Origin of the sequence: Methylobacterium planeticum, assembly GCF_008806345.1 — a bacterium.
Lineage (GTDB): Bacteria > Pseudomonadota > Alphaproteobacteria > Rhizobiales > Beijerinckiaceae > Methylobacterium > Methylobacterium planeticum.
The window spans coordinates 1-25,361 of record NZ_VZZJ01000009.1 but is presented as its reverse complement, the minus strand read 5'-3'; the positions used below and the strand labels follow the sequence as shown (position 1 = coordinate 25,361).

General features: G+C 70.6%; 21 protein-coding genes. 16 read left to right on the top strand and 5 right to left on the bottom strand.

Going from position 1 to position 25,361, the window contains the following annotated elements:
- Window positions 1-76: 76 nt before the first annotated feature.
- From F6X51_RS28580 to F6X51_RS12335, 11 genes are all read left to right on the top strand, one after another.
- Entirely contained in the window at window positions 77-1,279 is a 1,203-nt protein-coding gene (locus tag F6X51_RS28580; protein ID WP_150963977.1) for a D-alanyl-D-alanine carboxypeptidase family protein, read from the top strand.
- Entirely contained in the window at window positions 1,276-1,965 is a 690-nt protein-coding gene (gene tmk / locus F6X51_RS28575) for a dTMP kinase (protein ID WP_246696771.1), read from the top strand. The genes F6X51_RS28580 and tmk overlap by 4 nt, the downstream gene beginning before the upstream one ends.
- The gene (locus F6X51_RS12375) at window positions 1,955-3,016 is read left to right on the top strand and encodes a DNA polymerase III subunit delta' (RefSeq protein ID WP_150963975.1); all 1,062 of its coding nucleotides are present in this window, start codon (window positions 1,955-1,957) and stop codon (window positions 3,014-3,016) included. The genes tmk and F6X51_RS12375 overlap by 11 nt, the downstream gene beginning before the upstream one ends.
- A gap of 169 nt (window positions 3,017-3,185) precedes the next feature.
- Complete coding sequence (metG, locus tag F6X51_RS12370; RefSeq protein WP_150963974.1) at window positions 3,186-4,751, top strand: methionine--tRNA ligase; 1,566 nt, start codon at window positions 3,186-3,188, stop codon at window positions 4,749-4,751.
- A gap of 145 nt (window positions 4,752-4,896) precedes the next feature.
- Window positions 4,897-5,700 (top strand): TatD family hydrolase, encoded by an 804-nt coding sequence (locus F6X51_RS12365; protein WP_150963973.1) that lies wholly within the window; start codon window positions 4,897-4,899, stop codon window positions 5,698-5,700.
- Window positions 5,701-5,743: 43 nt separating this feature from the next.
- Window positions 5,744-6,547, top strand: a complete 804-nt coding sequence (locus F6X51_RS12360) for an MBL fold metallo-hydrolase (protein WP_150963972.1) — start codon at window positions 5,744-5,746, stop codon at window positions 6,545-6,547.
- A gap of 314 nt (window positions 6,548-6,861) precedes the next feature.
- Window positions 6,862-9,252 (top strand): sensor histidine kinase NtrY-like, encoded by a 2,391-nt coding sequence (locus tag F6X51_RS12355; RefSeq protein ID WP_150963971.1) that lies wholly within the window; start codon window positions 6,862-6,864, stop codon window positions 9,250-9,252.
- On the top strand, window positions 9,249-10,619 hold the full coding sequence (gene ntrX / locus F6X51_RS12350) for a nitrogen assimilation response regulator NtrX (RefSeq protein ID WP_150963970.1): 1,371 nt from the start codon (window positions 9,249-9,251) through the stop codon (window positions 10,617-10,619). Before F6X51_RS12355 ends, ntrX begins: the two co-directional genes overlap by 4 nt.
- A gap of 200 nt (window positions 10,620-10,819) precedes the next feature.
- A complete protein-coding gene (gene hfq, locus F6X51_RS12345; RefSeq protein ID WP_009866358.1) occupies window positions 10,820-11,074 on the top strand; it encodes an RNA chaperone Hfq in 255 nt (84 codons plus the stop codon).
- Between the two features lie 113 nt (window positions 11,075-11,187).
- Window positions 11,188-12,612 carry a GTPase HflX gene (hflX, locus tag F6X51_RS12340; protein WP_150963969.1) on the top strand — a complete coding sequence of 475 codons (1,425 nt, stop codon included), beginning with the start codon at window positions 11,188-11,190 and terminating at the stop codon, window positions 12,610-12,612.
- Window positions 12,609-13,904 (top strand): adenylate/guanylate cyclase domain-containing protein, encoded by a 1,296-nt coding sequence (locus tag F6X51_RS12335; protein ID WP_246696769.1) that lies wholly within the window; start codon window positions 12,609-12,611, stop codon window positions 13,902-13,904. The genes hflX and F6X51_RS12335 overlap by 4 nt, the downstream gene beginning before the upstream one ends.
- 75 nt (window positions 13,905-13,979) lie before the next feature.
- On the opposite strand, the gene F6X51_RS12330 is transcribed toward F6X51_RS12335, so the two are convergent.
- The 3 genes from F6X51_RS12330 to F6X51_RS12320 form a co-directional block, all read right to left on the bottom strand.
- Window positions 13,980-15,545, bottom strand: coding sequence for a SulP family inorganic anion transporter (locus tag F6X51_RS12330; RefSeq protein ID WP_407658519.1), 1,566 nt, complete (start codon window positions 15,543-15,545; stop codon window positions 13,980-13,982).
- An 8-nt stretch (window positions 15,546-15,553) separates the two neighbouring features.
- Window positions 15,554-16,264 carry a carbonic anhydrase gene (locus F6X51_RS12325; protein WP_150963968.1) on the bottom strand — a complete coding sequence of 237 codons (711 nt, stop codon included), beginning with the start codon at window positions 16,262-16,264 and terminating at the stop codon, window positions 15,554-15,556.
- 226 nt (window positions 16,265-16,490) lie between these two features.
- Window positions 16,491-16,778, bottom strand: a complete 288-nt coding sequence (locus F6X51_RS12320; protein ID WP_150963967.1) for a hypothetical protein — start codon at window positions 16,776-16,778, stop codon at window positions 16,491-16,493.
- A 372-nt stretch (window positions 16,779-17,150) separates the two neighbouring features.
- Here F6X51_RS12320 and F6X51_RS12315 point away from each other — a divergent pair, with 372 nt between their 5' ends.
- The 5 genes from F6X51_RS12315 to F6X51_RS12295 all read left to right on the top strand — a co-directional run bounded on the left by F6X51_RS12315 (window position 17,151) and on the right by F6X51_RS12295 (window position 23,992).
- The gene (locus F6X51_RS12315; protein ID WP_150963966.1) at window positions 17,151-18,311 is read left to right on the top strand and encodes a sensor histidine kinase; all 1,161 of its coding nucleotides are present in this window, start codon (window positions 17,151-17,153) and stop codon (window positions 18,309-18,311) included.
- Window positions 18,312-18,416: 105 nt separating this feature from the next.
- Window positions 18,417-19,547 (top strand): efflux RND transporter periplasmic adaptor subunit, encoded by a 1,131-nt coding sequence (locus tag F6X51_RS12310; RefSeq protein WP_150964117.1) that lies wholly within the window; start codon window positions 18,417-18,419, stop codon window positions 19,545-19,547.
- A 1-nt stretch (window position 19,548) separates the two neighbouring features.
- Window positions 19,549-22,749 (top strand): efflux RND transporter permease subunit, encoded by a 3,201-nt coding sequence (locus F6X51_RS12305; protein WP_150963965.1) that lies wholly within the window; start codon window positions 19,549-19,551, stop codon window positions 22,747-22,749.
- Window positions 22,750-22,852: 103 nt separating this feature from the next.
- Entirely contained in the window at window positions 22,853-23,305 is a 453-nt protein-coding gene (locus F6X51_RS12300; RefSeq protein WP_150963964.1) for a hypothetical protein, read from the top strand.
- Between the two features lie 300 nt (window positions 23,306-23,605).
- Complete coding sequence (locus F6X51_RS12295) at window positions 23,606-23,992, top strand: group III truncated hemoglobin (RefSeq protein WP_150963963.1); 387 nt, start codon at window positions 23,606-23,608, stop codon at window positions 23,990-23,992.
- Here the strand turns inward: F6X51_RS12295 and F6X51_RS29025 are convergent.
- Window positions 23,881-24,399: a DEAD/DEAH box helicase gene (locus F6X51_RS29025; protein ID WP_191970095.1), complete on the bottom strand. Its 519-nt coding sequence runs from the start codon at window positions 24,397-24,399 to the stop codon at window positions 23,881-23,883. The two genes, F6X51_RS12295 and F6X51_RS29025, sit on opposite strands and share 112 nt — an antisense overlap.
- Window positions 24,400-24,462: 63 nt before the next feature.
- Window positions 24,463-25,221 (bottom strand): precorrin-6A synthase (deacetylating), encoded by a 759-nt coding sequence (gene cobF / locus F6X51_RS12285; protein WP_150963962.1) that lies wholly within the window; start codon window positions 25,219-25,221, stop codon window positions 24,463-24,465.
- Between the last annotated feature and the right edge of the window lie 140 nt (window positions 25,222-25,361).

The window sequence follows — 25,361 nt, the reverse complement described above, 5'->3', positions numbered from 1 at the left end:
ACCGCTGTAGGGTCTCGCTTTGCGGGGCACAGGGAAGGGACGCCGTCTCGGCGGTCCGAAGGGGTTGAGGGTATCGATGCGTGTGAGATCCATCCGGACGGTCCTCGCGGCTCTGTCCTGTCTCGGCCTGCTCGCGCTCCCCGCCGCCCGGCCCGCCGCGGCTCAGAACTTCCAGACGGCGGCCCCGCACGCGATCCTGATCGATGCGGATTCGGGCTCCGTGCTGTTCGAGAAGGCCGCCGACGAGCTGTTCTCGCCGGCCAGCATGGCCAAGCTGATGACGACCGAGATCGTCTTCGACGCCCTGAAATCGGGCCGCCTCACCATGGAGACGGAGTTCACGGTGACGGAGGACGCCTGGCGCCGGGGCGGGGCGGGGGGCGGCGGCTCCTCGATGTTCGCCCAGGTGAACAGCCGCATCAAGATGTCGGACCTGCTGCGCGGCCTCATCGTGCAATCCGGCAACGACGCGGCCATCACCATCGCGGAGAACATGGCGGGCTCGGAGGAAGCCTTCGCCGGGATGATGAACGCCAAGGCCAAGGAACTCGGCCTGACGAAGTCGGTCTTCCGCAACGCCACGGGCTACTCGGCCCCGGACCAGAAGGTGACCGCCCGCGACCTCGCCAAGCTCGCGATGCACCTCATCGACACCTACCCGGACCTCTACAAGATCTTCGCGGAGCGCGAGTTCACCTGGAACAAGATCAAGCAGCAGAACCGCAATCCGCTGCTCGCCCTCGACATCGGGGCGGATGGCCTCAAGACCGGATACCTCGAGGAATCGGGTTACGGCCTGACCGGCTCGGCCGTCCAGAACGGCCAGCGCCTCGTCATGGTGGTGAGCGGCCTCAAGACCGCCCGCGACCGCGCCGCGGAATCCCGCAAGCTGATGGAATGGGGCTTCCGCGCCTTCGAGCCGCGCCAGGTCTTCAACGCCGGCGAGACCGTGGCGGAGGCCTCGGTCTTCGGCGGCGAGAAGGGCAGCGTGACCCTCGTGGCCAGGAAGCCGGTGCGCCTCCTGCTGCCGCGGGGCTCGGGCGAGCGGATCTCGGCGCGTGCCGTCTACCAGGGGCCGCTCACCGCACCGGTGGAGCAGGGCCGCGAGATCGGCCGCCTGCGCATCATGCGGGGCGACACCGTGGCCCTCGATCAGCCCCTCTACGCGGGCGAGACGGTGGCGGCGGGCACGATCCCGCAGCGCGCGCTCGATGCCGCGCTCGAGGTCGGCACCGGCCTGTTCCGGCGCGCCTTCGGCAAGGCCAGCAACCCCTCGTGAAGGCTGTCCCGCCGGCCGGCGTCTTCATCACGTTCGAGGGCGGGGAGGGGGCGGGCAAGTCGACCCAGGTGGCCCGCCTCGCCCGCCATCTGCGCGAGCGGAGCGGTCGCGAGGTCGTGAGCACCCGGGAACCCGGCGGCTCGGCGCGGGCTGAGGAGATCCGCGAGGCCCTGCTGGCCGGCCTCGCCAAGCCCTACGGCCCGTTCGCCGAGGCGCTGCTGTTCACCGCGGCCCGGATCGACCACCTCGACCGCCTGATCCGCCCGGCGCTGCGGCGCGGCGAGATCGTCCTCTGCGACCGGTTCGCCGACTCCACCCGCGCCTATCAGGGGGCGGCGGGCGGGCTCGATGCCCGGACGGTCCGGGCCCTGGAGCGCGTGGCGGTGGGCGAGACCCGGCCCGACCTCACGCTGATCCTCGATCTGCCCCCCGAGGCGGGCCTCGCCCGGGCGCGTGCGCGGGCGGGGGAGGGCGCCCCCGATCGCTTCGAGGCCGAGGCCCTCGGCTTCCACGCCCGCCTGCGCGCGGGCTTCCGCGCCATCGCGGAGGCCGAGCCAGACCGCTGCGCCCTGATCGACGCCGCCCACGAGCCCGATGCGGTCGAGGCCGAGATCCGCGCCGTCGTGGAGGCCCGTCTGCCGAGCCTGTTCCGGAACGCCACGGAGAGCCGACACGATGCCGCTTGAGCGGGCACCGGACGACGTCGAGCCGGGGGACCTCGCCGAGGTGCCGCGTCCCCGCGAGGAGACCCGGCTCGTCGGGCATGCGGCGGCCGAGGCGGCCTTCTCCGCCGCGATCGGCTCCGGGCGCCTGCACCATGCCTGGCTGATCGGCGGCCCGCAGGGCATCGGCAAGGCGACCCTGGCCTACCGGGTGGCGCGCTGGCTCCTGGCCCATCCCGACCGGCGGGAGGCGCCGGATCGGCTCCATGTCGCGGCGGATCATCCGGCCGCCCGGAAGGTCGCGGCGCTGTCGCATCCCAACCTCGTGGCGCTCCGGCGTCACCGGGTGCCCGGCGCCAAGACCCTGCCCACCAAGATCCCGGTCGATGCGGCCCGCAAGGCCCTCGACCTCTTCGGCTCGACGGCCGGCAATGCGGGCTACCGCATCTGCATCGTCGACAGCGCCGAGGACCTCAACCCGAACAGCGCCAACGCGCTCCTCAAGATGCTGGAGGAGCCCCCCCCGCGCTCGCTCTTCCTCATCGTCAGCCACGCCCCGGGCCGCCTCCTGCCCACGATCCGTTCGCGCTGCCGCGCCCTGACCCTCCGGCCCCTCGGCGACAATGAGGTCGCCGCCGTTGTGGCGGGCTTCCCCGCGCCCTTCGGGACGCCGGACGAAGCCGCGCTCGCGCGGGCGGCCGGCCTCGCGGAAGGCTCGGTGGCGCGAGCCGTGGCGATGCTCGATCCCGCCACCGCGAGCCTCGTCGCCGAGGTCGAGACGCTGCTCGCCCGGCTCGAGCACCCGGATTGGCGCCGGATCCTGACCCTCGCCGACATGCTCGCGGCGCGGGACGCCGATGCCCTGTTCGAGGCGAGCCTCGACACGGTGTTCCGCTTCGTCTCGGCCGAGATCGACCGACGCCGGAGCGAGCCCCCCGCTCGCCTTGCGGCCCTGGTCGAGGTGTGTGACAAGATCGCCCGCGCCGCCCGGGAGACCGCGACCTACAACCTCGACCGCCGGCCCCTCGTCCTGTCCCTGTTCGGGGACCTCGCGGGCGCCGTGCGGGCTGCCTAGCGCCGCCTCGGTCTGGGCGGCGGGGCGTTGGTGGGAAGCGGCATCCGCGTGCGGGCCCGAGCCGGCCGGCTCAGGAACGCTCCAGGGCTTGCGAAACCCTCTGATCCTGTGATCCTGCCCTGCCGGGATCACGGGAGCCCACGATCCGCGTATCCGGGGAACCTCTGACGTGACGGCCCAAAACCCGGCAAAGGGCAGATACAGCCTCACCACCGCGATCTCCTACCCGAACGGTGCCCCCCATATCGGGCATGCCTACGAGGTGATCGCGACCGATGCCATCGCCCGGTTCAAGCGCCTCGACGGCTACGACGTGCTCTTCACCACGGGCACCGACGAGCACGGCCTCAAGATCCAGCAGACGGCGGCGCGGCTCGGCACGACGCCGCGGGCACTGGTCGACGAGATGTCCCAGAAGTTCCGTCTCATGGCGGAGGCGCTGAACTGCAGCCACGACCGCTTCATCCGCACCACCGAGCCTGACCATTTCGCCGCCGCGCAGGCGATCTGGCAACGCATGCGCGACAACGGCGACATCTACCTGTCGAAATATATCGGCTGGTACTCGGTGCGCGACGAGGCCTGGTACGGCGAGGACGAGACCGAGATCGGGCCGGACGGGACGCGCCGCGCGAAGATGACCCAGACCCCGGTCGAGTGGACCGAGGAGGAGAACTACCTCTTCCGGCTCTCCGCCTACGGCGAGAAGCTGCTCGCGCTCTACGAGGCCGAGCCCGACTTCATCGGCCCGGAGACCCGCCGCAACGAGGTCGCGAGCTTCGTGCGCTCGGGGCTCAAGGATCTGTCCGTCAGCCGCACGACCTTCGATTGGGGCGTGCCGGTGCCGGATGCCCCCGGCCACGTGATGTATGTCTGGGTCGATGCCCTGACGAACTACCTCACCGTCTGCGGCTTTCCCGACGCTGGCGACCCGCGCTGGCATCACTGGCCGGTGGACCTCCACGTCATCGGCAAGGACATCGTGCGCTTCCACGCCGTCTACTGGCCGGCCTTCCTGATGTCGGCGGGGCTGCCGCTCCCCCGCCGGGTCTTCGGCCACGGCTTCCTGCTCTCCAAGGGCGAGAAGATGTCGAAGTCGCTCGGCAACGTGGTCGACCCGATGGACCTGATCACGACCTACGGCGTCGATCAGCTCCGCTACTTCGTGCTGCGCGAGGTGCCCTTCGGCGGCGACGGCAATTACAGCCACGAGGCCATCATCGGGCGCATCAACGCGGACCTCGCCAACGACCTCGGCAACCTCGCGCAGCGCTCGCTCTCGATGATCGCCAAGAATTGCGACGGCGCGGTGCCGGCACCTGGTCCGCTCACGGACGCCGACCGCGCCCTGCTGTCCGCCGCCGACGCGCTGCCCGGCAAGGCGCGGGCGGCGATCGACGATCTGGCGCTGCACACGGCGCTCGCCGAGATCTGGGCGGTGGTGAGCAGCGCCAACCGCTACTTCGCGGGCGAGGAGCCCTGGCGCCTGCGCAAGACCGACCCGGAGCGGATGAACACCGTCCTGTACGTGACGATCGAGACCCTGCGGGCGGTCGGCATCCTGGTCCAGCCCTTCGTGCCGACGGCGGGCGCGGCGCTCCTCGACCTCCTCGCCGTCTCGCCGGAGGCGCGGAGCCTCGATCATGTCGGCGAGGCGCATCGCCTCATGCCCGGCACCGCCCTTCCGGCTCCGGCGCCGATCTTCCCGCGCTTCATCGAGCCGGAGGCGGCGTGAGGGCGGCCCCGTCCTCTCCCCTTCGCGGGGGGAGGCCGCCGGGGCTCATCCGAGCCGCGTCCCACGCCGCATCCGTCCTCCACCCGGCCGCGTGTCCGCACCCATGCCGGGTGAGGACGATCCCACCCCTGCTCCCCTGAATTCCATGCTGATCGACAGCCACTGCCATCTCGACTTCCCGGATTTCGCCGCCGACCTGCCGGGCGTCATCGCGCGCGCCAGGGATGCGGGGGTAACCCGGATGCTCACGATCTCGACCCGCGTCGCGAAGGCCGACACCTACCGGGCCATCGCGGAGGCGCATCCCGAAGTCTGGTACACCGTGGGCACCCACCCGCACGGCGCCGCCGAGGAGCCGGAGATACCGGCCGAGGCCATCGCCGCTCTCACCGACCATCCGCGCTGCATCGGCATCGGCGAGGCGGGCCTCGACTATCACTACGACGACGCGGCTCCCGAGGCCGTGCAGGAGCGGGTGCTGCGCGCCCATATCGCGGCGGCGCGCATGACCGGCCTGCCGCTGGTGATCCATGCCCGCGACGCCGATGCCCACATGGAGGCGGTGCTCACCGACGAGATGGGGCGCGGCGCCTTCAAGGCCGTGCTGCACTGCTTCTCGTCGGGCCGGCGCCTGGCCGAAATCGGCGTCGAGCTTGGGCTGTCGGTCTCGTTCTCCGGCATCGTCACCTTCCGCCGCTCGCACGACCTGCGCGAGATCGCGCGCGCCGTGCCCCACGACCGGATCCTGGTCGAGACCGACGCGCCGTTCCTCGCGCCCGAGCCGCATCGCGGGCGCACCAACGAACCGGCCTACACGGCGGATACGGCCCGCGCGCTCGCCGCCACGCTCGGGCTGCCCTTCGGGGATTTCGCCGCCCTGACGAGCGCGAACTTCCACCGCCTCTTCGCCAAGGCGGGCGGGGGGCCTGTGGCGGGAATGGGGGCATGACAGGACGGGGTGCGCTCAGGTACCAACCGGGCGGGAGGTCCGGATGGCGACGCTGACCCTGCATATTCTCGGTTGCGGCTCATCCGGCGGCGTGCCCCGCGTCGCCTACGGCTGGGGCGCCTGCGACCCGAACGAGCCGCGCAACCGCCGGCGCCGCTGCTCGATCCTCGCCGAGCGCCGGGACGGGGAGGGCGCGACCACGCTCCTCGTCGACACCTCGCCGGACCTGCGCGAGCAGCTCATCGATGCGGGCGTCAGCCGCCTCGATGCCGTGCTGTTCACCCACGCGCATGCGGACCACACCCACGGCATCGACGATGTCCGCCCCCTGGTGATCCACATGCGGCGGCGCATCCCGGTCTTTGCCGACGCGCTCACCCGGACGCTCCTCGAGACGCGCTTCGGCTACTGCTTCGTGACGCCGCCGGGGAGCGCCTACCCGCCGATCCTCGACATGCACGACCTCGTGGAGGGCGAACCGGTCGCGATCGAGGGGCCGGGCGGCACGCTGACGGCGCGGCCCTTCGGCATGGAGCACGGCAACGAGGCCGCCCTCGGCTTCCGCTTCGGTCCGACCGCCTACGCGCCCGATGTCAGCCTGATGCCGGAGGCGAGCAAGTCGGCGTTGCGCGGCCTCGATCTCCTGATCATCGACGCCCTGCGCGAGACGCCGCACCCGACCCATTACTCCGTCTCGGACGCCCTCGCGCTGATCGAAGAGGTCGCACCGCAGCGCGCCATCCTGACGAACCTCCACACCGACCTCGACTACGCGACGCTCGCCCGCAAGCTGCCCCCGCACGTGACCCCGGCCTATGACGGCCTGAGCGTGACGACGGATCTCTGAACGGCGCTCCGGTCGACGGCCTCGATCGCGCCGGGCCTGCCGATTCGCGAACCGAGGATCGGGGGGCGCCCGTTCCGGCCTTCCCCTCGGGTCGACGCGCCCCGGACCGCGGGATCGAGGCGCAAGCCGACGCCGTCGCACGGCGAGCCTGTTCAAGCGCACGACGGTGGAGTAGGAGCCGCCAGCACAGGGCCGATTCACGCAATCGATCCGGAGCTTGACCGTATCCGAGCTGACGATTTGCGGTTGTAGATTCCGCCGCTCCAGCCCGATTCGTATTAATTTCGCCACACTGTTGTGGCCCTGCATCAGGGATGCCGTTTCTGCGACGTTCCAGGAAATCGGGCGGCTCTCCGGAAGGCGCCGGCGCTGCCGACGCTCCCTCCGCCGAATCCGGCGGCGGGCCCGATCCGTTCGCGTCGGAGGGGGGCGTCGCCGAGGCGATGAAGCCCGGCCCGCGCGGCCCCGGCTGGATCGGGGCCGCCGTCGTCGCCACGGCGCTGGTCTCGGCGATCGCCACCTTCCTGATCCTGGCCGGCGTGATCCGCGTCACGCCGACGCCGACGATCGGCGTGACGCTGCTCGCCATCAACGTCTTCCTCGTTCTCAGCCTCGTGGTGGTGATCGCCTGGGAGGCGCGGGTCTTCCTGCACGCGCGCCGGGCCAATGCTGCGGTGGCGCGGCTGCACACCCGCATCGTCGGCCTGTTCAGCCTGATCGCGATCCTGCCCACCATCCTGCTCGCCGTGGTGGCCTCGGTGACGATCGACCGCGGCCTCTCCCTCGGCTTCACGGACCGGGTCCGCGACGTGGTGCTGAAATCCGTCGAGGTGGCGGATGCCTACCAGGAGAACCAGTGCCAGAGCCTCGCCCGCGAGATCCGCATCCTCAACGACGATCTCACCCGCGCGCGCCCGAACTTCGATGTGAACCGTGAATGGTTCGAGAACTTCCTCACCACCCGCGCGACGAATCTCGGGCTGCCCGTCGCCCAGATCATGCGGGGGCCGACCGACGTGGTGGCGCGCGCCAAGATCGATATCCTGAAGCAGACGCGCCTGCCCTCGGCCGCGGCGTTCGAGGATGCGGCGAAATCGAACGACCCCATCTGCCTGCTGCCGACGGAGGGCCGGGTCTTCGCCGCCCTCCTGCGCATGCCGGCCTACGACGACGCGGTGCTCCTCGTGCAGCGGGAGGTCAGCCAGCTCGCCATCGAGTTCCCCGGCGTCTCGCGCGCGGCCGCCGCCGAGTACCTGACCTACGATTCCCTGAAGCGCTCGATCCAGGTCACCTTCGCGTCGGTCTTCGTGCTGATCGCCCTCATCGCGCTCCTGTCGGCGGTCTGGTTCGGGCTGAACTTCGCCAACCGCTTCGTCGCCCCGATCCGGCGCCTCATCAACGCGGCCGATCAGGTCGCCTCGGGCAATTTCTACGCGCAGGTGCCCGCCCGGAAGGCCGACGGGGACCTCGCGCATCTCGGCGAGAGCTTCAACAAGATGACGCAGGAGCTCCGCCGCCAGCACGCGGGGCTGACGGCCGCGAGCGACCTGATCGACCGCCGCCGCCGCTTCACCGAGGCCGTGCTGTCCGGCGTCTCGCCGGGGGTCATCGGCGTCGATGCGGGCGGCCTCGTCACCATCGCCAATCCGGGGGCCGAGCGCATGCTGGGCCTCACGGGGGAGGATCTCATCGGCATGCCGCTGACCCAAACGGTCCCCGAGCTGGCGCCGCTCTTCCCCGAGGCCGAGGGACGCCAGCGGGCGCTGCAGCAGCAGATCCAGCTCACCCGTGACGGGCGCGAGCGCACGGTGACGGTGCGGGTCACGAGCGAGCAGACGCAGGGCGCCGCCCGCGGATTCGTCGTCACCCTCGACGACATCACCGACCTCGTCTCGGCCCAGCGCACCTCGGCCTGGGCCGACGTGGCGCGCCGCATCGCCCACGAGATCAAGAACCCGCTGACCCCGATCCAGCTCTCGGCCGAGCGCATCCGGCGCAAGTACGGCAAGGTCATCACCACCGACCGCGACGTGTTCGACCAGTGCACTGCGACGATCGTGCGCCAGGTCGACGAGATCAAGCGCATGGTGGACGAGTTCTCCTCCTTCGCCCGCATGCCCAAGCCCGCCATCGCCGAGCACGACCTGACCGAGATCGCCAAGCAGAACCTCTTCATGATGCGGGTGGCGCATCCCGACCTCGATTTCGCCTTCTCGGCCAGGGGCGTGGAGGGCGGCGAGCGGGTCACCGCCGCCTTCGACATCCGCCTCCTGTCGCAGGTTCTGACGAACATCCTCAAGAATGCCGTCGAGGCGGTCGCCGCGGTGCCGGAGGCGGAGCTCGGCAAGGGTCGCGTCGAGCTGTCCCTGAGCCTCGAGGAGGCCTTCGCGGTCATCGAGGTCACCGATAACGGGAAGGGATTCCCGGCCGAAGGGCGCCAGCGCCTGCTCGAGCCCTATATGACGACCCGCGAGGGCGGCACCGGGCTCGGCCTCGCCATCGTCAGCAAGGTGCTCGAGGAGCATGGCGGCGGGATCGAGCTGAACGACAACCCGGCCGGTCGCGGCGGGCGCGTGCGGATGCGGGTGCCGCGCGTGCTGGCCGGCGACGGGCCGGCGGACCAGACCCCGGGTGGACGCCCTGGCGGACACGAAGAGAAGGGCACCGCGCGGACGGGCCCCCAGATCGCGGAGATGCTGCAATGAGCGCCGATATCCTGATCGTCGACGACGAGGCCGACATCCGCGACCTCGTGGCCGGCATCCTCGACGACGAGGGCCACCGCACCCGCACGGCGGGCAGCTCCGACGACGCGCTGGCGGCGATCGAGGCGCGCCGCCCCCACCTCGTCTTCCTCGACATCTGGCTGCAGGGCTCGCGCCTCGACGGGCTGCAGGTGCTCGACCTCGTCAAGGCGGGCCATCCCGACCTGCCGGTCGTGATGATCTCGGGCCACGGCAACATCGAGACCGCGGTCTCGGCCATCAAGGCGGGGGCCTACGACTTCATCGAGAAGCCCTTCAAGGCCGACCGCCTGATCCTGGTGGCCGAGAGGGCGCTCGAGGCGTCGCGTCTGAAGCGCGAGGTCAAGGACCTCAAGGCGCGCTCGGGGCAGGCGAGCCGCCTCGTGGGCGGATCCGTCGCCGTCAACCAGCTGCGCCAGACGGTGGAGCGCGTGGCGCCCACCAATGCCCGGGTCATGATCTCGGGGGCGCCGGGCTCCGGCAAGGAGCTCTCCGCGCGCACGCTGCACGGCGCCTCGGGACGGGCCAACGGCCCCTTCGTGGTCATCAACGCGGCGACGATCACGCCGGAGAACATGGAAGCCGAGCTCTTCGGGGTCGAGGCGGGGGAGGGGCGGGTCCGCCGCGTCGGCGCGCTGGAGGAGGCGCATGGCGGCTCCCTCTACATCGACGAGGTCGCGGACATGCCGCGCGAGACCCAGAACCGCATCCTGCGGGTTCTGGTCGATCAGAACTTCCAGAGGGTCGGGGGCACCACCCGCGTCCACGTGGACGTGCGCATCATCTCCTCCTCCTCGCGCGACCTCGCCGAGGAGATCGCGGGCGGGCGCTTCCGGGAGGACCTGTTCCACCGCCTCTCGGTGGTGCCGATCCGCGTGCCCTCCCTCTCCGAGCGGCGCGAGGACGTGCCGGAGCTGATCTCGTTCTTCATGGACCAGATCTCGGCCGCCACCGGCTTGCCGCGCCGGCGCATCGCCGAGGATGCGATGGCCGTGCTGCAATCGCACGACTGGCCCGGCAACGTCCGCCAGCTCCGCAACAACGTCGAGCGGCTGATGATCCTGACCCACACCGACCCGGAGCAGGAGGTCACCTCCGAGATGCTGCCCTCCGAGATCGGGGCGCTGGTGCCCACCACCCCGAACGGGGCGGGCGGCGAGAAGCTGATGAGCCTGGCCCTGCGCGAAGCCCGGGAGATCTTCGAGCGGGAGTACCTCGTCGCGCAGATCGCGCGCTTCTCGGGCAACATCTCGCGCACGGCCGAATTCATCGGCATGGAGCGCTCGGCGCTGCACCGCAAGCTGAAGTCCCTCGGCATCGGCCCCTGATACGGCCGCATCGGCTGGGGTAATCCCGGCCGGACGGCGCGTCCCTCTTGCATCGGGACGCGAATTGAACCTGTAATATGTCCGGCCGAGGTTCCGGGCTTCCCGTCCCGGCGCAAGCGGTGGCGCGGGGCAATCGAGGACCGAGCGGTCGGATGTCGCCTCTCCGGGGCGGGCGCCAGGACAACATAAGGATAAGAAGAATGGCGGGCGAGCGCGCACAGAACCTGCAGGACACGTTTCTCAACCATGTCCGCAAGAACAAGATTCCGCTGACGATCTTCCTCGTCAATGGGGTCAAGCTGCAGGGTGTCGTGACTTGGTTCGACAATTTCTGCGTGCTTTTGCGCCGGGACGGGCACTCCCAGCTCGTCTACAAGCACGCGATCTCGACGATCATGCCCGGCCATCCGGTCCAGCTCTTCGAGCCGGACGAGACCGCGCCCGACAAGGCCTGATTCCCTTAACGCCCTCGCGGGGGAATTCCACGGCCGGCAGGGGCCTGCGCCCTTGTCTGTTGCCGACGAAGACCCATTGTCCTGACGATGCAGGACACGGGCGGCACGGCTTCATGAGCGAGACTCTCACCCCGGGCGAAGCCCGGCTCCAGGCGATGGCCGCCCCCGAGGGGGAGATCGCGGCCGCGACCCGGACCCTCGTCGTCGGCCCCTACCTGACCCGCGCCGCCGCGGCCCAGGCGTCCGGGGCGGCCGACCGCCAGACGCCGCGCTCCAGCCCGGCCCGCCTCGACGAGGCGGTCGGCCTCGCCGCGGCGATCGACCTCGACGTGGTCGAAGCCTCAGCCCTGAGCTTGGCCAAGATCCGCCCCTCGACCTATCTCGGCAAGGGGCGCGTCGAGGAGCTCGCCGGTCTGATCAAGGCCGACGAGATCGGCCTCGTGGTGATGGATTGCGCCCTCTCTCCGGTCCAGCAGCGCAATCTCGAGAAGGCGTGGGGCGCCAAGGTCATCGACCGCACCGGCCTGATCCTCGAGATCTTCGGGCGCCGCGCCTCGACGCGCGAGGGCCGGCTTCAGGTCGAGCACGCGCATCTCGCCTATCAGCGCAGCCGCCTCGTCCGGTCCTGGACCCACCTGGAGCGCCAGCGCGGCGGCTTCGGCTTCCTCGGCGGCCCGGGCGAGACCCAGATCGAGGCGGACCGGCGCATGATCCAGGAGCGCATGACCCGGATCGAGCGTGATCTCGACTCCGTGACCCGCACCCGCGGCCTCCACCGGCAGAGCCGCGCGCGCGTGCCGTACCCGATCGTGGCGCTCGTCGGCTACACCAATGCCGGCAAGTCGACCCTGTTCAACGCCCTCACCAAGGCCGAGGTGATGGCGCAGGACATGCTGTTCGCCACCCTCGACCCGACGGCACGCGCCACCAAGCTGCCCCACGGCGAGACCGTGATCCTGTCGGACACGGTCGGCTTCATCTCCGAACTGCCGACGCCCCTGATCGCCGCCTTCCGGGCGACGCTCGAGGACGTGATCGAGGCCGATATCCTGCTGCACGTGCGCGACGTCTCCCACGTCGATACCGAGGCCCAGGCCGAGGATGTGGGCCAGGTCCTCGACGAGCTCGGCATCGAGACGAGCGCCGACCGGATCATCGAGGTCTGGAACAAGGCCGACCTCCTCGACGCGGACGAGCGCACCCGGCTCCTGAACCTCAGCGCCATGGGGCGCGAGGCCGACCGCAACGACCGGGACAGCGCCGCACCGGTCCTGGTCTCGGCGCTGACGGGGGAGGGGCTCGCCGCCCTCATCAGCCGGATCGAGGCGCGCATCGCCCGCAGCCGGTCGACCTTCGCGGTCATCCTGCCGCCGGAGGACGGGGCTTCCCTGAACTGGCTCTACGAGAATGCCGAGGTGCTCGACCGGCGCATGGAGGAGGGCGGCGCGCTCCACCTCGCGATCCGGATCGCGCCCGAGAAGGAGCCGCGCTTCCTCAATCGCTTCGGCGCCGCACGCCGCCTGAGCCGCGTCGGGTGAGGGGGCGCCAGGTCCTCGGGGAGCGGGAGGGCGCGGCGCCGCCGCGCGAGGAGGCCGGCGGCGAGCCTGCGGCGTTGCGCCTGCTCCAGGCGACCTCCAGCGGCCGCATGGTCGCGCTCCAGGTCGTCATCGTCCTCGTCCTGTTCATGACGGCGCAGGTCTACGACGGATCGCTCCACGCGCTCAGCCACTGGTTCATCCTCGCGAGCTACGCCGCGGGGGTGGTCTCCGTCGCCCTGGCCGAGCGCGAGCCCGGGCGGCGCTCGGTGGCCCTCGCCTGGGGCGAGACCGGGCTCAATGCGGGACTCGCCGTCTACGTCATCGTCGAGCACATGCTGGCGGGGGCAGGGGCCGTGGACGACGCCTCGGATGCGGTGAGCCAGCTTCCAGCCTTCCTGCTGCTGCTCCAGACGGGCCTGCGCATGCGGGTGCTCCATACGATGCTGTTTGCCGGGGTCGTGACCGTCGCCTGGGGCGGGGCGATCCTCATCGGCCTCGTGCATCCGGAGGGCTTCCTCGGCCCGCAGATCACCCTGTCCGATCAGGTGCCGGGCCTGCTCACCTTCGCGGCAGCGAGCCTCGTCGTGATCGACGGGGTGCGGCGGCTGCGCAGCGCCGTCACGGCGGCCCTGAGGCTGGAGCACGAGCGGACCCTCCTCGCCCGGTTCGTCCCCGGCAGCGTCGCGGTGGATCTGGCCCGGGAGGGCGGCATCGGCGCGGTGCGCCACCGCCATGCCTGCCTCATGGCCGTCGACATTCGCGGCTTCTCCGCCCTCACCCGTGAGCGGCCGCAGGAGGAGGTGGTGCGCGCGCTCCTCGACGTGCGGGCCCTCGTCCACGCGGCGGTGACCGGCCATGGCGGCATCGTCGACAAGTACGTCGGCGACGGGGTGCTGGCGCAGTTCGTGGTCGGCACCCCGGCCGGGCAGGCCCGGGCCGCCCTCGCCTGCGCCGGCACGATCCACGACCGGCTCGCCGACCTGAACCGGGAGAGGCGCGGATCGCGCCTGCCCGTCCTGCGGGTGATGGTGGCGCTGCATGCGGGCGAAGTCCTCGTCGGCGTCTTCGACGATGGGCTTCGGGCCGAGTTCACGGTGCTCGGACCGGCCATGAACACCCTCGCGCGGATCGAGTCGCGCACGAAGGCCGCGGACCTCGCCCTGGCGGCCTCCGGCGATTTCGTGCGCCTGCTGACGGCCGATCCCCAGATCCGGTTCGCCCCCGTCGAAAGCGGTGAGGCGGCGCCCGGCGTCCCGTCCCTGTTCTCGATCGAGGCCGGGGCGTCGATCTGAGGCCTTGCGGTTCAGCCATAACGAGGGCTGGTGCCGCTCGTGACGGCACCGGCTCCCAGGTCCGCCCGGCCGACGTCAGTGCGCCGGGGCAGGGCTCGCCGGCTTGATGGCCGCGGCCAGGGTCTCGCGCAGCCGCCCCGATCCGCCCACGACCTCGACCCGCGTGCCGGACGCCCTCCGGCGCGCCGCCCAATCCGCGATCATCTCGAGGCAGGTATGGTCGACGTGGTGGAGCCGGTCGACGCCGAGGCGGACCGCCTTCCCCTGCGAGGCCTCCTCCAGCGCCTCGTTGAGGTGGGGCAGCTGCAGGAAGGTGGCCGAGCCCGCCAGCCGGAGCTCCGGCACGCCGGCCGCGGGCGCTGCGTCGCGCTCGATCCGGAGCGGGCCCTTGCGGAGCGCCGGAAGCGCCTGGAGCAGGCTCAGGCCGAGGCCGACCAGCACGCCGGTGAGGAGGTCGGTCACCACCACCATCACCAGGGTCGCGAGCCAGATCGCCGCCGTGACGAGGCCGTACCGCGCCAAGAGATGCCGCGCATGGGCGGGGCTCGCCAGGCGCCAGCCCGTCACCACCAGGATGCCGGCGAGCGAAGCCGTCGGCACCACCACGAGCACCCAGGGCAGCACGAGGAGGAAGACCAGGATCCAGGTGCCGTGCATCACCGCCGAGGCCCGCGTCATGGCGCCCGCCTGGACGTTGGCGGAGGAGCGCACGATGACGCCGGTCATGGGCAGGCCGCCCGCGAGGCCGCAGAGCACGTTGCCGATGCCCTGCGCCCCGAGCTCGCGATTGTACTGCGTGCGCGGGCCATCGTGCATCCGGTCGACCGCGGAGGCCGAGAGCAGGCTCTCGGCGCTGGCGATGACCGCAAGGCTCAGCGCCATCACGATCATGGCCGGTTCGCTGAGCCGCGCCCATTCCGCAGCCCCCGGCAGGGACAGGCTCGACAGGATCGCCTCCGGGACTTCGACCCGCTTGACGCCCAATCCCCCGGCCACGGCCAGGATCGTGCCGGCGAGCACACCGATCAGGGCGCCGGGCACGAGGCGCAGGCGCGCCGGCCGGAACCGCTCCCAGCCGATCATCGCCGCGATCGTGACGAGGCCGACCACGATCGCCCCGGTCCGATCGCCCGACCCCGACACGAAGTTGAAGAAGGCTGCCGGGATCGCCACGAGGTTGTCGAAGCCACCCGCCTGCGGCGCCCCGTCGGCCAGGACATGGATCTGCGCCAGCACGATCAGGACGCCGATGCCGGCCAGCATGCCGTGAACCACCGCGGGCGAGATCGCCCGGAACCATCCCCCGACCCGCAGCGCCCCGGCGGCGAGCTGGAAGACACCCGCGAGCACGAGGACGGGGCCGAGCATGCCGAGCCCGTGCGTCCGCACGAACTCGAACACGATGACCGCGAGGCCCGCGGCCGGGCCGCTCACCTGCAGCGGCGAGCCGGCCAGCATCCCCACCACGATGCCGCCGATGATGCCGGTGATCAGGCCGCGCTCCGGCGGCACGCCGGACGCGATGGCGATGCCCATGCAGAGGGGCAGCGCCACGAGGAAGACCACGAAGGAGGCGGGCAGATCGCGCGCGAGGGACGGGGCCAGGGATGCCGGCAGGGGGAGGGCGGGGAATCGGCGCATGCCCGCGCTCACTCGGCGGCGGCCGGGAACGAGCCCGCGATCTCGGGGGCCGCGACCCGCACGGCGGGGGCCTGGGCGACCGGCATCTCGCCATCGGCCTCCGCGAAGGGCACGAAGCGGCTCCGGGTGCCGCAATAGGCCAGGAGGTTCCCAGTCTCGAGCTCGAAGAACCAGCCGTGCAGGCGCAACTGGCCCTTGGCGAGGCCCGCCGCGACGCTCGGGTGGGTGCGCAGGTGGTTGAGCTGCACCACCACGTTCTCGAGGGCCAGCGCCCGGTGGCGGTCCTTGGGATCCATGCCCTCCGGATAGGCCTCGCAGACGATCTGGTTCGCCGCGTGGCTGTGGCGCAGCCAGGCCGCGACGTTGGGCATGTTCTCCAGGGCCTCGGGGTGCATCAGCCCCTTCATCGCGCCGCAATCGGAATGGCCGCAGACGACGACGTCCCGCACGCCGAGGGCGACGACCGCGTACTCGATGGCCGAGGAGACGCCGCCGTTCTGCTGGGCGAAGGGAGGAACGATGTTGCCGGCGTTGCGGCAGACGAAGAGCTCGCCGGGGCCCATCTGGGTGATGTGCTCCGGCGAGACGCGGGAATCCGCGCAGGCGATGATCAGCGCCTTCGGCTGCTGGCCATCCCGGACGAGCCGCCGGTACATGTCCTGTTGACCCGGGAAGACGTTTCCGCGGAAGTTCGAGATGCCCTGGATGATGTTGTCCACGTCGATCCTCATGTCGTGACGAAGGTCTGCGGCGTGCGGAAGCGTGGCCGGCGGCGCGCGCCGGGCCCGGGCGGTCTGTCCCGCTCGGTTGCTCCCGCAACGATGATGGTGATGGACTGGTCGGTGCCCGACCGGGCGCCCTGTGCACCGCAAAGACGACGTCGGCCTCGCCCGGTCGCGACGGCGCGGGCTCGAATTTCCAGCGGGACGGCCTAGGATTAAACGGTCAGCGGCCCCGTGGCGCGGAGCTGCCGACGGCCCAGTGCGGCTCGACGATCATGCGCGGCGACGCGCGCAAGCCCGCGCCTTCCGACACCATCGGCTGTCCCAGGATCTGGCCGGTGCCGCGGAGCTGCGAGAAGGACGAGCGCGGATCGTGGTAGGGGTCGCTGATGTAGGAACTCATGAACCCGCCGCCCGCGGCCTGCCGGTCGCCGCCGTTGCCGCCCGCCTGCGCGGCGAGCGGCATGCCCGCGAGGGTGGTCATGAGAGTCGCCGCAACGAAGAGTCTCATCGATTATTCCTTTCTCATGGAATGATGATTCGCCGCAGAGCCTCGCTCTGCTTTCACCAGACGGAATATAAATCGAAGATGACCTGCGCGGCGTGCGCTGAGTTACGAGTAAAGCGGGCTCATTTTAATCCGGTTTATCGCCTTGCTACGTGACGCTGCGCACGGGATTGATCGGCGCGACATCCTCGCTTCGGATGAATCGCTCGCTTTGTCGCGGTTCGTCTTCGTCGAGGTCCCTGGGGCGGGTGCTGCGGGGCCGATCCGGACGGCACGGCGGATCCGGAATCGCCGCGCTGCCCTCATCCTGCCGCTCGGATCGCTACACGCTTCGGGCGGCCGTGCCCCGTGGCCGCATCGAGACAAGCCCGACCCATGAACGAGAGCGGCCCCGCCGATCTGACGACGCGCCTGCGCCAGCAGGCCATCCTCTCCGAGTTCGGGGTCGAGGCCCTGCGCGGCGACGAGATCGACCGGTTGCTGCAGCGGGCCACGGAACTCTGCGCAGAGGGCATGAGCGCCGAGTTCTGCAAGGCACTCGAGTACCGGCGCGGAGAGGACAGCCTCCTCGTGCGGGCCGGCATCGGCTGGGGGCCGGATGTCATCGGCAAGGCCCGCATCGGGGCGGATCTCGCCTCGCCGGCGGGTTTCGCCCTGAAGACGGGCCGCCCCGTGATCTCGAACCATCTCGAGAACGAGACCCGCTTCCGCACGCCCCAGCTCATGGCCGAGCACGGGATCCGCCGTGCCATCAACGTGCTGATCGAGAACCGCGACGGCGCCTTCGGGGTGCTGGAGGTGGACGACACGCGTGAGGGCATGTTCGAGGAGGCGGACATCGCCTTCATGCAGGGCTTCGCCAACCTGCTCGGCGGCGCGATCGAGCGCCTGCGCACCGAGGGGCTGCTGAGGGCGGCACTCGTGCGCCAGGACCTGTTCGCCCGGGAGATGAGCCACCGGGTGAAGAACAGCCTGACCATCGTGGCGAGCCTGCTCGCGCTCCAGGCCAAGGCCTCGGAGAGCGAGGACGTGCGCAATGCCCTGATCGACGCGCGGAGCCGCGTGGAGGCCATCGCCGGCGTCCACGACCAGCTCTGGCGCCACGCGGAGCCTGGGGTGATCGATCTCGCGCTCTTCCTCGAGACCCTGACGGCGAATCTGCAGAGCGGCGCGCCGCATCACCGGCTCCTCTGCAAGGCGGATCCGGTGCAGGTCACGGCCGATCAGGCCGTGCCCTTGGGCCTTCTCGTCAACGAACTCGTCACCAACGCCATCAAGTACGCCTATCCGCAGGCCGGCGGCGAGATCCGGATCCGCGCCGAGCACGCGGGCGAGCGCCTCGTCCTCGACGTCGCTGATGACGGGATCGGCCTGCCCTCCGAGTTCGATATCACCAGAGCCTCGCGCAGCCTCGGCATGCGGGTGATCGCGAACCTGACCCGCCAGCTCGGCGGCAGCCTGACCGTCCCGCGGGCGGGGCAGGGGGCTCGGTTCCACGTCGACATGCCGATGGTCGGATCGGACGCACCGCCATAGCGGCGGGGAGGGACGCGGAATAAGTCCCGGACTGGGTAGATTCGGCACCGATTTCCGGGCAAAAATGGCAAAATGCGAAGCCGAGCGGGAATGCCGGCCGGCTGCATGCGGGGAGGGGAGGCGGTCTTGTTTCAGCGGCGGCGCCCCATCCTCATCGTCCTGCTCATCCTCGCCGCCGCGGCCCTGGGTGTTCTCGCCGTCACGGAGGCCGGCGCGCCGTATCTCGCGGGGCTGCATACGCGCGCGATGCCCCTGCTCTCGGCTTGGCGCGAGCGCGTGAACCCCGCGCCGGCCGAGCGCCCCCACCTGCCCGCCGCGCGCACCGCGGTCGAGGATGGCCGCACGGTGGTCCGCCTGAAGCCCGAGGAGCGGGCACGCCTCGGGCTCGAGACGGCGCGCGTCGAGGCGAAGGTCCACCGGGAGGAACTGCAGGCCTATGGCAGCGTCCTCGATCTCGCCCGGGTGACCGAGCTGACGAATTCCTACGCCAGCGCCAGGGCGCAGCTCCAGACGGCCCAGGCCCGGGCCGAGGTCTCGCGCAGCGCCTCCCTACGCGCGAAGAATCTCGGCCAATACGCCACCACCGTGCAGGTCGAGACGACGGAGGGGACCTACCAGACCGATCAGGCGGCGCTGATGGCGGCGGATTCCCAGCTGCGCACCCTCGCGGCGACGGCGCAGCAGGAATGGGGTCCGGTGATCGGCAAGGCGATCGTCGAGCGCTCGCCCGTCATCGGTCGCCTGATCGAGCGGACGGAGTTCCTGATGCAGGTCACGCTGCCGCCGGGCGAGACCCTCAAGGGCGGCCCCGGCGTCGCCTTCGCGGAGGTGCCGCCGCAATCGAGCCGCGTCGTCCTGCGCTTCGTCTCGCCCGCGACCCGCACCGACCCGCGCATCCAGGGACAGAGCTTCTTCTACATCGTGGCCGGCGACAGCGGCCTGATGCCGGGCATGAGCACCCTGGCCTTTCTCCCGGCCGATCGCGCCGTGACGGGCATCCTCGTGCCGGAGGATGCGGTGGTGCACTGGCAGGGCGGGACCTGGGTCTATCGCGGCCTGTCGGAGAACGCCTTCGTGCGCCATCCCCTCAAGGCGAACACGCCGATGTCCGACGACGCCTACGTGGTCGGGGATCTCCCCGGCGAGACCGAGATCGTCCTGAAGGGTGCGCAGGCGCTCCTGTCCGAGGAGATGAAGAGCCTGCTTCAGGTCTCCGGCGGCGCGGACGACGATTGACGTGACGACATCCCCGTCCGGGCCGCAGGCGGCCCTCGTCGCCTTCGCGGTCCGCTTCCGCGGCGTCGTGCTGGCCTTGGCCTTCGCGGTGCTCGCCTTCGGGCTGATGACCCTCGGCGACGCCAAGTACGACGTCTTCCCCGAATTCGCGCCGCCCTCGGTGGTGATCCAGACCGAGGCGCCCGGCCTCAACCCGGAGCAGGTCGAGGTACTGGTGACGCAGCCGATCGAGGTCGCGGTGAACGGTCTGCCGGGCATCGAGTCGCTGCGCTCGTCCTCGATCCAGGGATTGTCGGTCATCACGGCGGTGTTCGGCACCGGCAACGATATCTACCGCGTGCGCCAGCTCGTCACCGAGCGCCTGACGGCCCTGGCCGGCCGCCTGCCCCAGGGCGTGATGCCGCCCGCCATGACGGCGCTGACCTCCTCGACCAGCACGGTGCTGCTCGTCGGGCTGACGTCGGAGACGCGCTCCAGCCTCGACCTGCGCACCCTCGCCGACTGGACCGTGAGGCTGCGTCTCCTCGCGGTGCCTGGCATCGCGCAGGTCTCGGTCTATGGCGGGGGCATCCGCTCGCTGCAGGTGCAGGTGCGTCCGAGCGATCTGATCCGCTTCCGGGTCGCGATCAACGACGTGCTCGCGGCGGCGCGCAAGGCCACCGGCGTGCGGGGCGCGGGCTTCGTCGACACCGCCAACCAGCGCATCGTCCTGCAGACCGAGGGGCAGGCGCTCACGCCCGCCGAGGTCGCCCGCACGGTCCTGATCAACGAGGGCGGGGCGAGCGTGGTGCTGGGCGACGTCGCGAATGTCGTGGCGGCACCCGAGCCCCCGATCAGCGCCGCCCTCGTCGACGGCAAGCCCGGGGTGCTGCTGATGGTCGGTGCGCAGTACGGGGCGAACACCCGCGAGGTCACGGCTCGCGTCGAGGCCGCCCTCGAGGACCTGCGGCCGGCTCTGGAGCGCGAGGGCGTGGTCCTGCGCCCCGACCTGTTCCGGCCCGAGAACTTCATCCGGGTAGCCAACGGCAATGTCCTGCAGGCCCTGGCGCTCGGCGGCATCCTCGTCATCGTGGTGCTGTTCGCCTTCCTGTACGACTGGCGCACCTGCGTCATCAGCGCCGTCGCCATCCCGCTCTCGCTGATCACGGCGGTGCTGGCGCTGCAGGCGCTCGGCGAGAGCCTCAACACCATGACGCTAGGCGGCCTCGCGATCGCCATCGGCGAGGTCGTGGACGACGCGGTGATCGGCGTCGAGAACGTGGTGCGCCGCCTGCGCGAGAACCGCCGCCTGAGCCGGCCGCTGCCGGAGGGGAGGGTGGTCCTCGACGCGATCCTCGAGGTCCGTACGGCGGTGGCCTACGCGACCTTCGCGGTGCTCCTCGTGTTCCTGCCGGTGCTCGCCCTCTCGGGCGTCGCCGGCCGCCTGTTCGGGCCGTTGAGCCTCGCCTACATCCTCGCCGTCGTCGCGTCCCTCGGCGTGGCGCTCACCGTCACGCCGGCCCTCGCCATGCTGCTGCTCACCGGCCGGCGCGAGGGCGAGATCCGGGACCCGCCCGTGATGCGATGGTCGCGGGGCGTCTACGTCCGGCTGCTGGGCCGGATCAACCGCCACCCCCGCACGGTCATCACGGCCGGCATCGTGCTGACGCTGATGGGGGCGGGGATCGCACCGTTTTTCGGCGGCACCTTCCTGCCCGACCTCAAGGAGGGCCACCTGATCCTCCACATGGCCGCGGCACCCGGCACCTCGCTGCAGGAATCGCAGCGCCTCGGCGCCCGGATCACGGACGAGCTGCTGCGCATCCCCGGCATCCGCTCGGTGGCCTCCCAGATCGGGCGGGCCGAGGCGGGGCAGGACACGGCCGGCACGCATTACAGCGAGATCCACATCGACCTCGAGCTCGACCTCGACGGTGCCGGCCAGAAGGCCGTCGAGACGCGGATCCGCGGCCTGATGGCGGGATTTCCCGGCGCCGCCTTCTCGCTCAAGACCTTCCTCACCGAGCGCATCGAGGAGACGGTCTCGGGCTTCACCGCCCCGGTGGTGATCAACCTGATCGGCAATGATCTCGACCGGATCGAGGCCGCCGCCCGGGAGGTCGCCAAGGAGCTCGCGGAGGTGCGCGGCGCGAGCGACATCCAGCAGGCCTCGCCCGCAGGCCTGCCGCAGATCAACGTGGGGCTCCGCCCCAACGACCTGCGCCACTGGGGGCTCGACGCCATCGAGGTGCTGGAATCCGTGCGGACCGCCTATCAGGGCGACATCGTCGGCCAATCCTACGAGGGAAACGCCGTCTTCAACGTCATCGTCATCCTGGATGCCGGAATGCGGGCGCGGCTGACCGCGGTGGGGGACCTGCCCCTGCGCACCCCGAGCGGCACCTATATCCACCTCTCGCAGGTCGCGGACATCTACGAGACCTCGGGCCGCTATCAGGTCCAGCACCAGGGGGCTCAGCGCGTCCAGGCGGTGACCGCCAACGTCGTCGGACGGGACATCGACTCGTTCGTCGCCGCCGCCAAGCGCAAGATCGCCCGCGAGGTGCGTCTGCCGCAGGGCGTCTACGTGTCCTTCTCGGGCTCGGCGGAGGCGCAGGGGCGGGCGCGCCGCGATCTCCTCACCTACTCGGCATTGGCCGGGCTCGGCATCGTGCTGCTGCTCGCGGTGGTCACGGGCTCCCTGCGCAACCTCCTGCTGGTGCTCGTCAATCTCCCCTTCGCCTTCGTCGGCGGGGTATTCGCTGTCTTCGCGACCGGTGCGGTGCTGTCGCTCGGCTCCATCGTCGGCTTCGTGACCCTGTTCGGCATCAGCCTGCGCAACACCATCATGATGGTCTCGCATTACGAGCATCTCGTGAGCGTCGAGGGGCGGGCCTGGATCGCGGACAGCGCCATCGAGGGCGCGGCCGACCGCCTCGTGCCGATCCTGATGACCTCCCTCGTCACGGGCCTCGGCCTTCTGCCGCTGGCGCTCGGCGCCGGCGAGCCCGGACGCGAGATCGAGGGCCCCATGGCCATCGTGATTCTCGGCGGACTCGTGACCTCGACATTCCTCAATCTCCTGATTCTGCCGACGCTCGCGCTCCGCTTCGCCCGATTTCAGCCTGTGAAGGGCAGGGGGGATGATAAGGCGCCTGCCGAGGGGCGCCACCCTGCGCCCGAATGGCGGCGGAGGGGCGAAGGCAGCCGCATCGGCGAGTGAGCGGACCGGCCGGGGATCGAGCCGCCCTGCCCCGAGGAACGCGGCTCGCCACCAGGTCTGCAATCTCGGGTATCAAGGCGTGACGCCTTCGGCAGGATGATCCATGCGCCTGACGATTCTGACCCTGACCTCGACGCTGCTCCTGTGTGGACCCGCGCCTGCCGGAACCGCCGAGGGCACGGCAGCCCCCGCCGCGGCTCCCGCCCCCGAACCCGTCCCGCCGGTTTTCCCGATGACGCGCGTCGTTCCGAAAGGCGAAGCCCGCATGATCGGATTCTTCGCCTCGCTCTTTCCCGATTGCAGCACGCAGGGACCGACCGTGGTTCGGGTGCTCGCCGCACCGAAGCATGGCAGGGTCGACTTCGCCGCAGCCGATTCCTTTCCGCGCTACGGCGCCGGCTCGCCGCTCGTGGCTTGCAACACCAAGCGGGTTCCGGGTCTGAAGATGGTCTATGAGGCGGAGGAGGGCTTCGAGGGGATCGACACCTACCGGATCTTCGTCATCAACCCGGACGGCACGGGCTTCGAGTCGGAGGTGAAGGTCTCGGTTCGCTGACAGCCTGGGGCGGGGAGAACCACTCCCGAACCTCGGCAATTCCATTCGCATAAGATATATTATGGAACCAGAAGATGTCGAAGGGGGTGAATGAGGGCGTGCTCTGGCTTCGGATCGGATCGGATCGGGACGGCGCCGGTCGCGCGAATTGGGAGTCGCCCTCAGCTGGGGCCGTCCACCCGCTCGCGCGCCATTGGGGTGAGGGGACGTCGGTGCCCTGCCCCCGGGCTGCACGTGCAATGCCCCTCCCCGACCTGATAGGAGCTTTCGCGTGAATGGGAGATCAGGACCCGGACCGCGATGCCCGACGCGACCCTGACCGAGACGAGCCTCGCGGCGTTCCTGGCCGCCTTCTACGCGAAGGTGCGCCAGGACGATATGATCGGCCCGGTCTTCGCCCGCGCCATTCCGGATTCCGACTGGCCGCGCCATCTCGCGGTGATCCAGGATTTCTGGTCGTCGGTGCTGCTGAAATCCGGCCGGTACAAGGGCAATCCCTTCGGCAAGCATCAGGCCCTCGGCGGGCTCGAGCCCGCGCATTTCGCGCGCTGGCTAGGCCTGTTCGAGGACACGGCTCACGCGGTCTTCGAGCCCGCCGTCGCCGGCACGATGATCGAGCGGGCGCACCGCATCGGGGACAGCCTCAAGGCCGGGCTCTTCTTCCGGCCGGACAGCCAGGTGCCCTGAGGGGCGAGGGGGCTCCGAGCCCCCTGCCCTGCATCAGGCCGCAGGGTCGTGGAGACGCCGGAGATCCGAGAAGCTGCGGCCGTCCGCGAACCGGATTGAATGCCGCAGAACAGGATCTGGGCCCCGGCCTCCCGCCGGCCGAGACCGGCCGAGTACAATCCCGCCGGAGCGTCGGGCCAGTAGGCCAGGAGCTCGGAGTGGTTCTGGTCGATGAGTTCGCGGGTGTGGGTGACGAAGACCACGCGGTGGTCCGGGTGACGGGCCAGCGTCTCGCGCACGAGGGCGGCGATGACGAGCGCCTTGCCGGCGCCCGTCGGCAGCACGATGAGGCCGTTCCGCCCTCCCCGCTTCCAGGAATCAGTGAGCGCGTCGAGGCTTGCGCGCTGGTAGGGACGAAGCACCGGCATGCGGACGCCTCTAGCGCGCAAGGGCAGAGCCTGTCCGTGGCCGAATGGCCGCGCCGGCGCGATTCAGCGGCCGTCCGGCTTCCGGAGCAGATAGGTATCCATGATCCAGCCGTGGCGGCTGCGGGCCTCGGCGCGGACATGCCGGATCTCGCTCGCGATGCTGCCGAGGCGCCCGGACAGAACGATCTCGTTCGGTGTGCCGAGATAGGCACCCCAGTAGATGGTCAGTTCAGGGTCGAGATGGTCGAAGCGCGGATCGCCGTCGAGCATCACCACAATACTCTCGGCATCCGGCGGCAAGCCGTCCGCGATGGCGCGTCCCGTCGTGATATGGACCGGACCGCCGATCCGGTTCAGGGCGATGCGATGGCTCGCGGCCAGGGCCTGCACGCTGCTGATGCCCGGGATCACGTCGTAATCGAGGGCGAGACGGCCGCGGGCGACGATGCGATCGACGATGCGCAGCGTGCTGTCGTAGAGCGCCGGGTCGCCCCAGACCAGGATGGCACCGCAGCCACCCTCCCCGAGTTCCCGGTCGATCAGTGTCTCGTAGAGGATCGCGCGCGCCGTGTGCCAGGCCTCGACGGCGGCGGCGTAGTCTTGCGGGTTCCGGTCGCGTTCGGGATCCTGCGCCTCGACGAAGTGGAACGGACGGGTGATGAAGCGCTCGCAGATCTCCCGGCGCAGGCGCAGGAGGTCTGCCTTGACCTCTCCCTTGTCGAGGACGAACACGGCCTCGACCTGCTCGAGGGCCCGGACGGCCTGAAGCGTGAGGTGCTCGGGATTGCCGGCGCCGATGCCGATGATGCGAAGCTTGCGCACGCTGAGGCCTGATTCCGGACATGCCGAACCCCGCCGAGCTGGAGCCCGGCGGGGTTGAGCGTTGCTGCCTTCGTGTTTGGTTGCGGGGACAGGATTTGAACCTGTGACCTTCAGGTTATGAGCCTGACGAGCTACCGGGC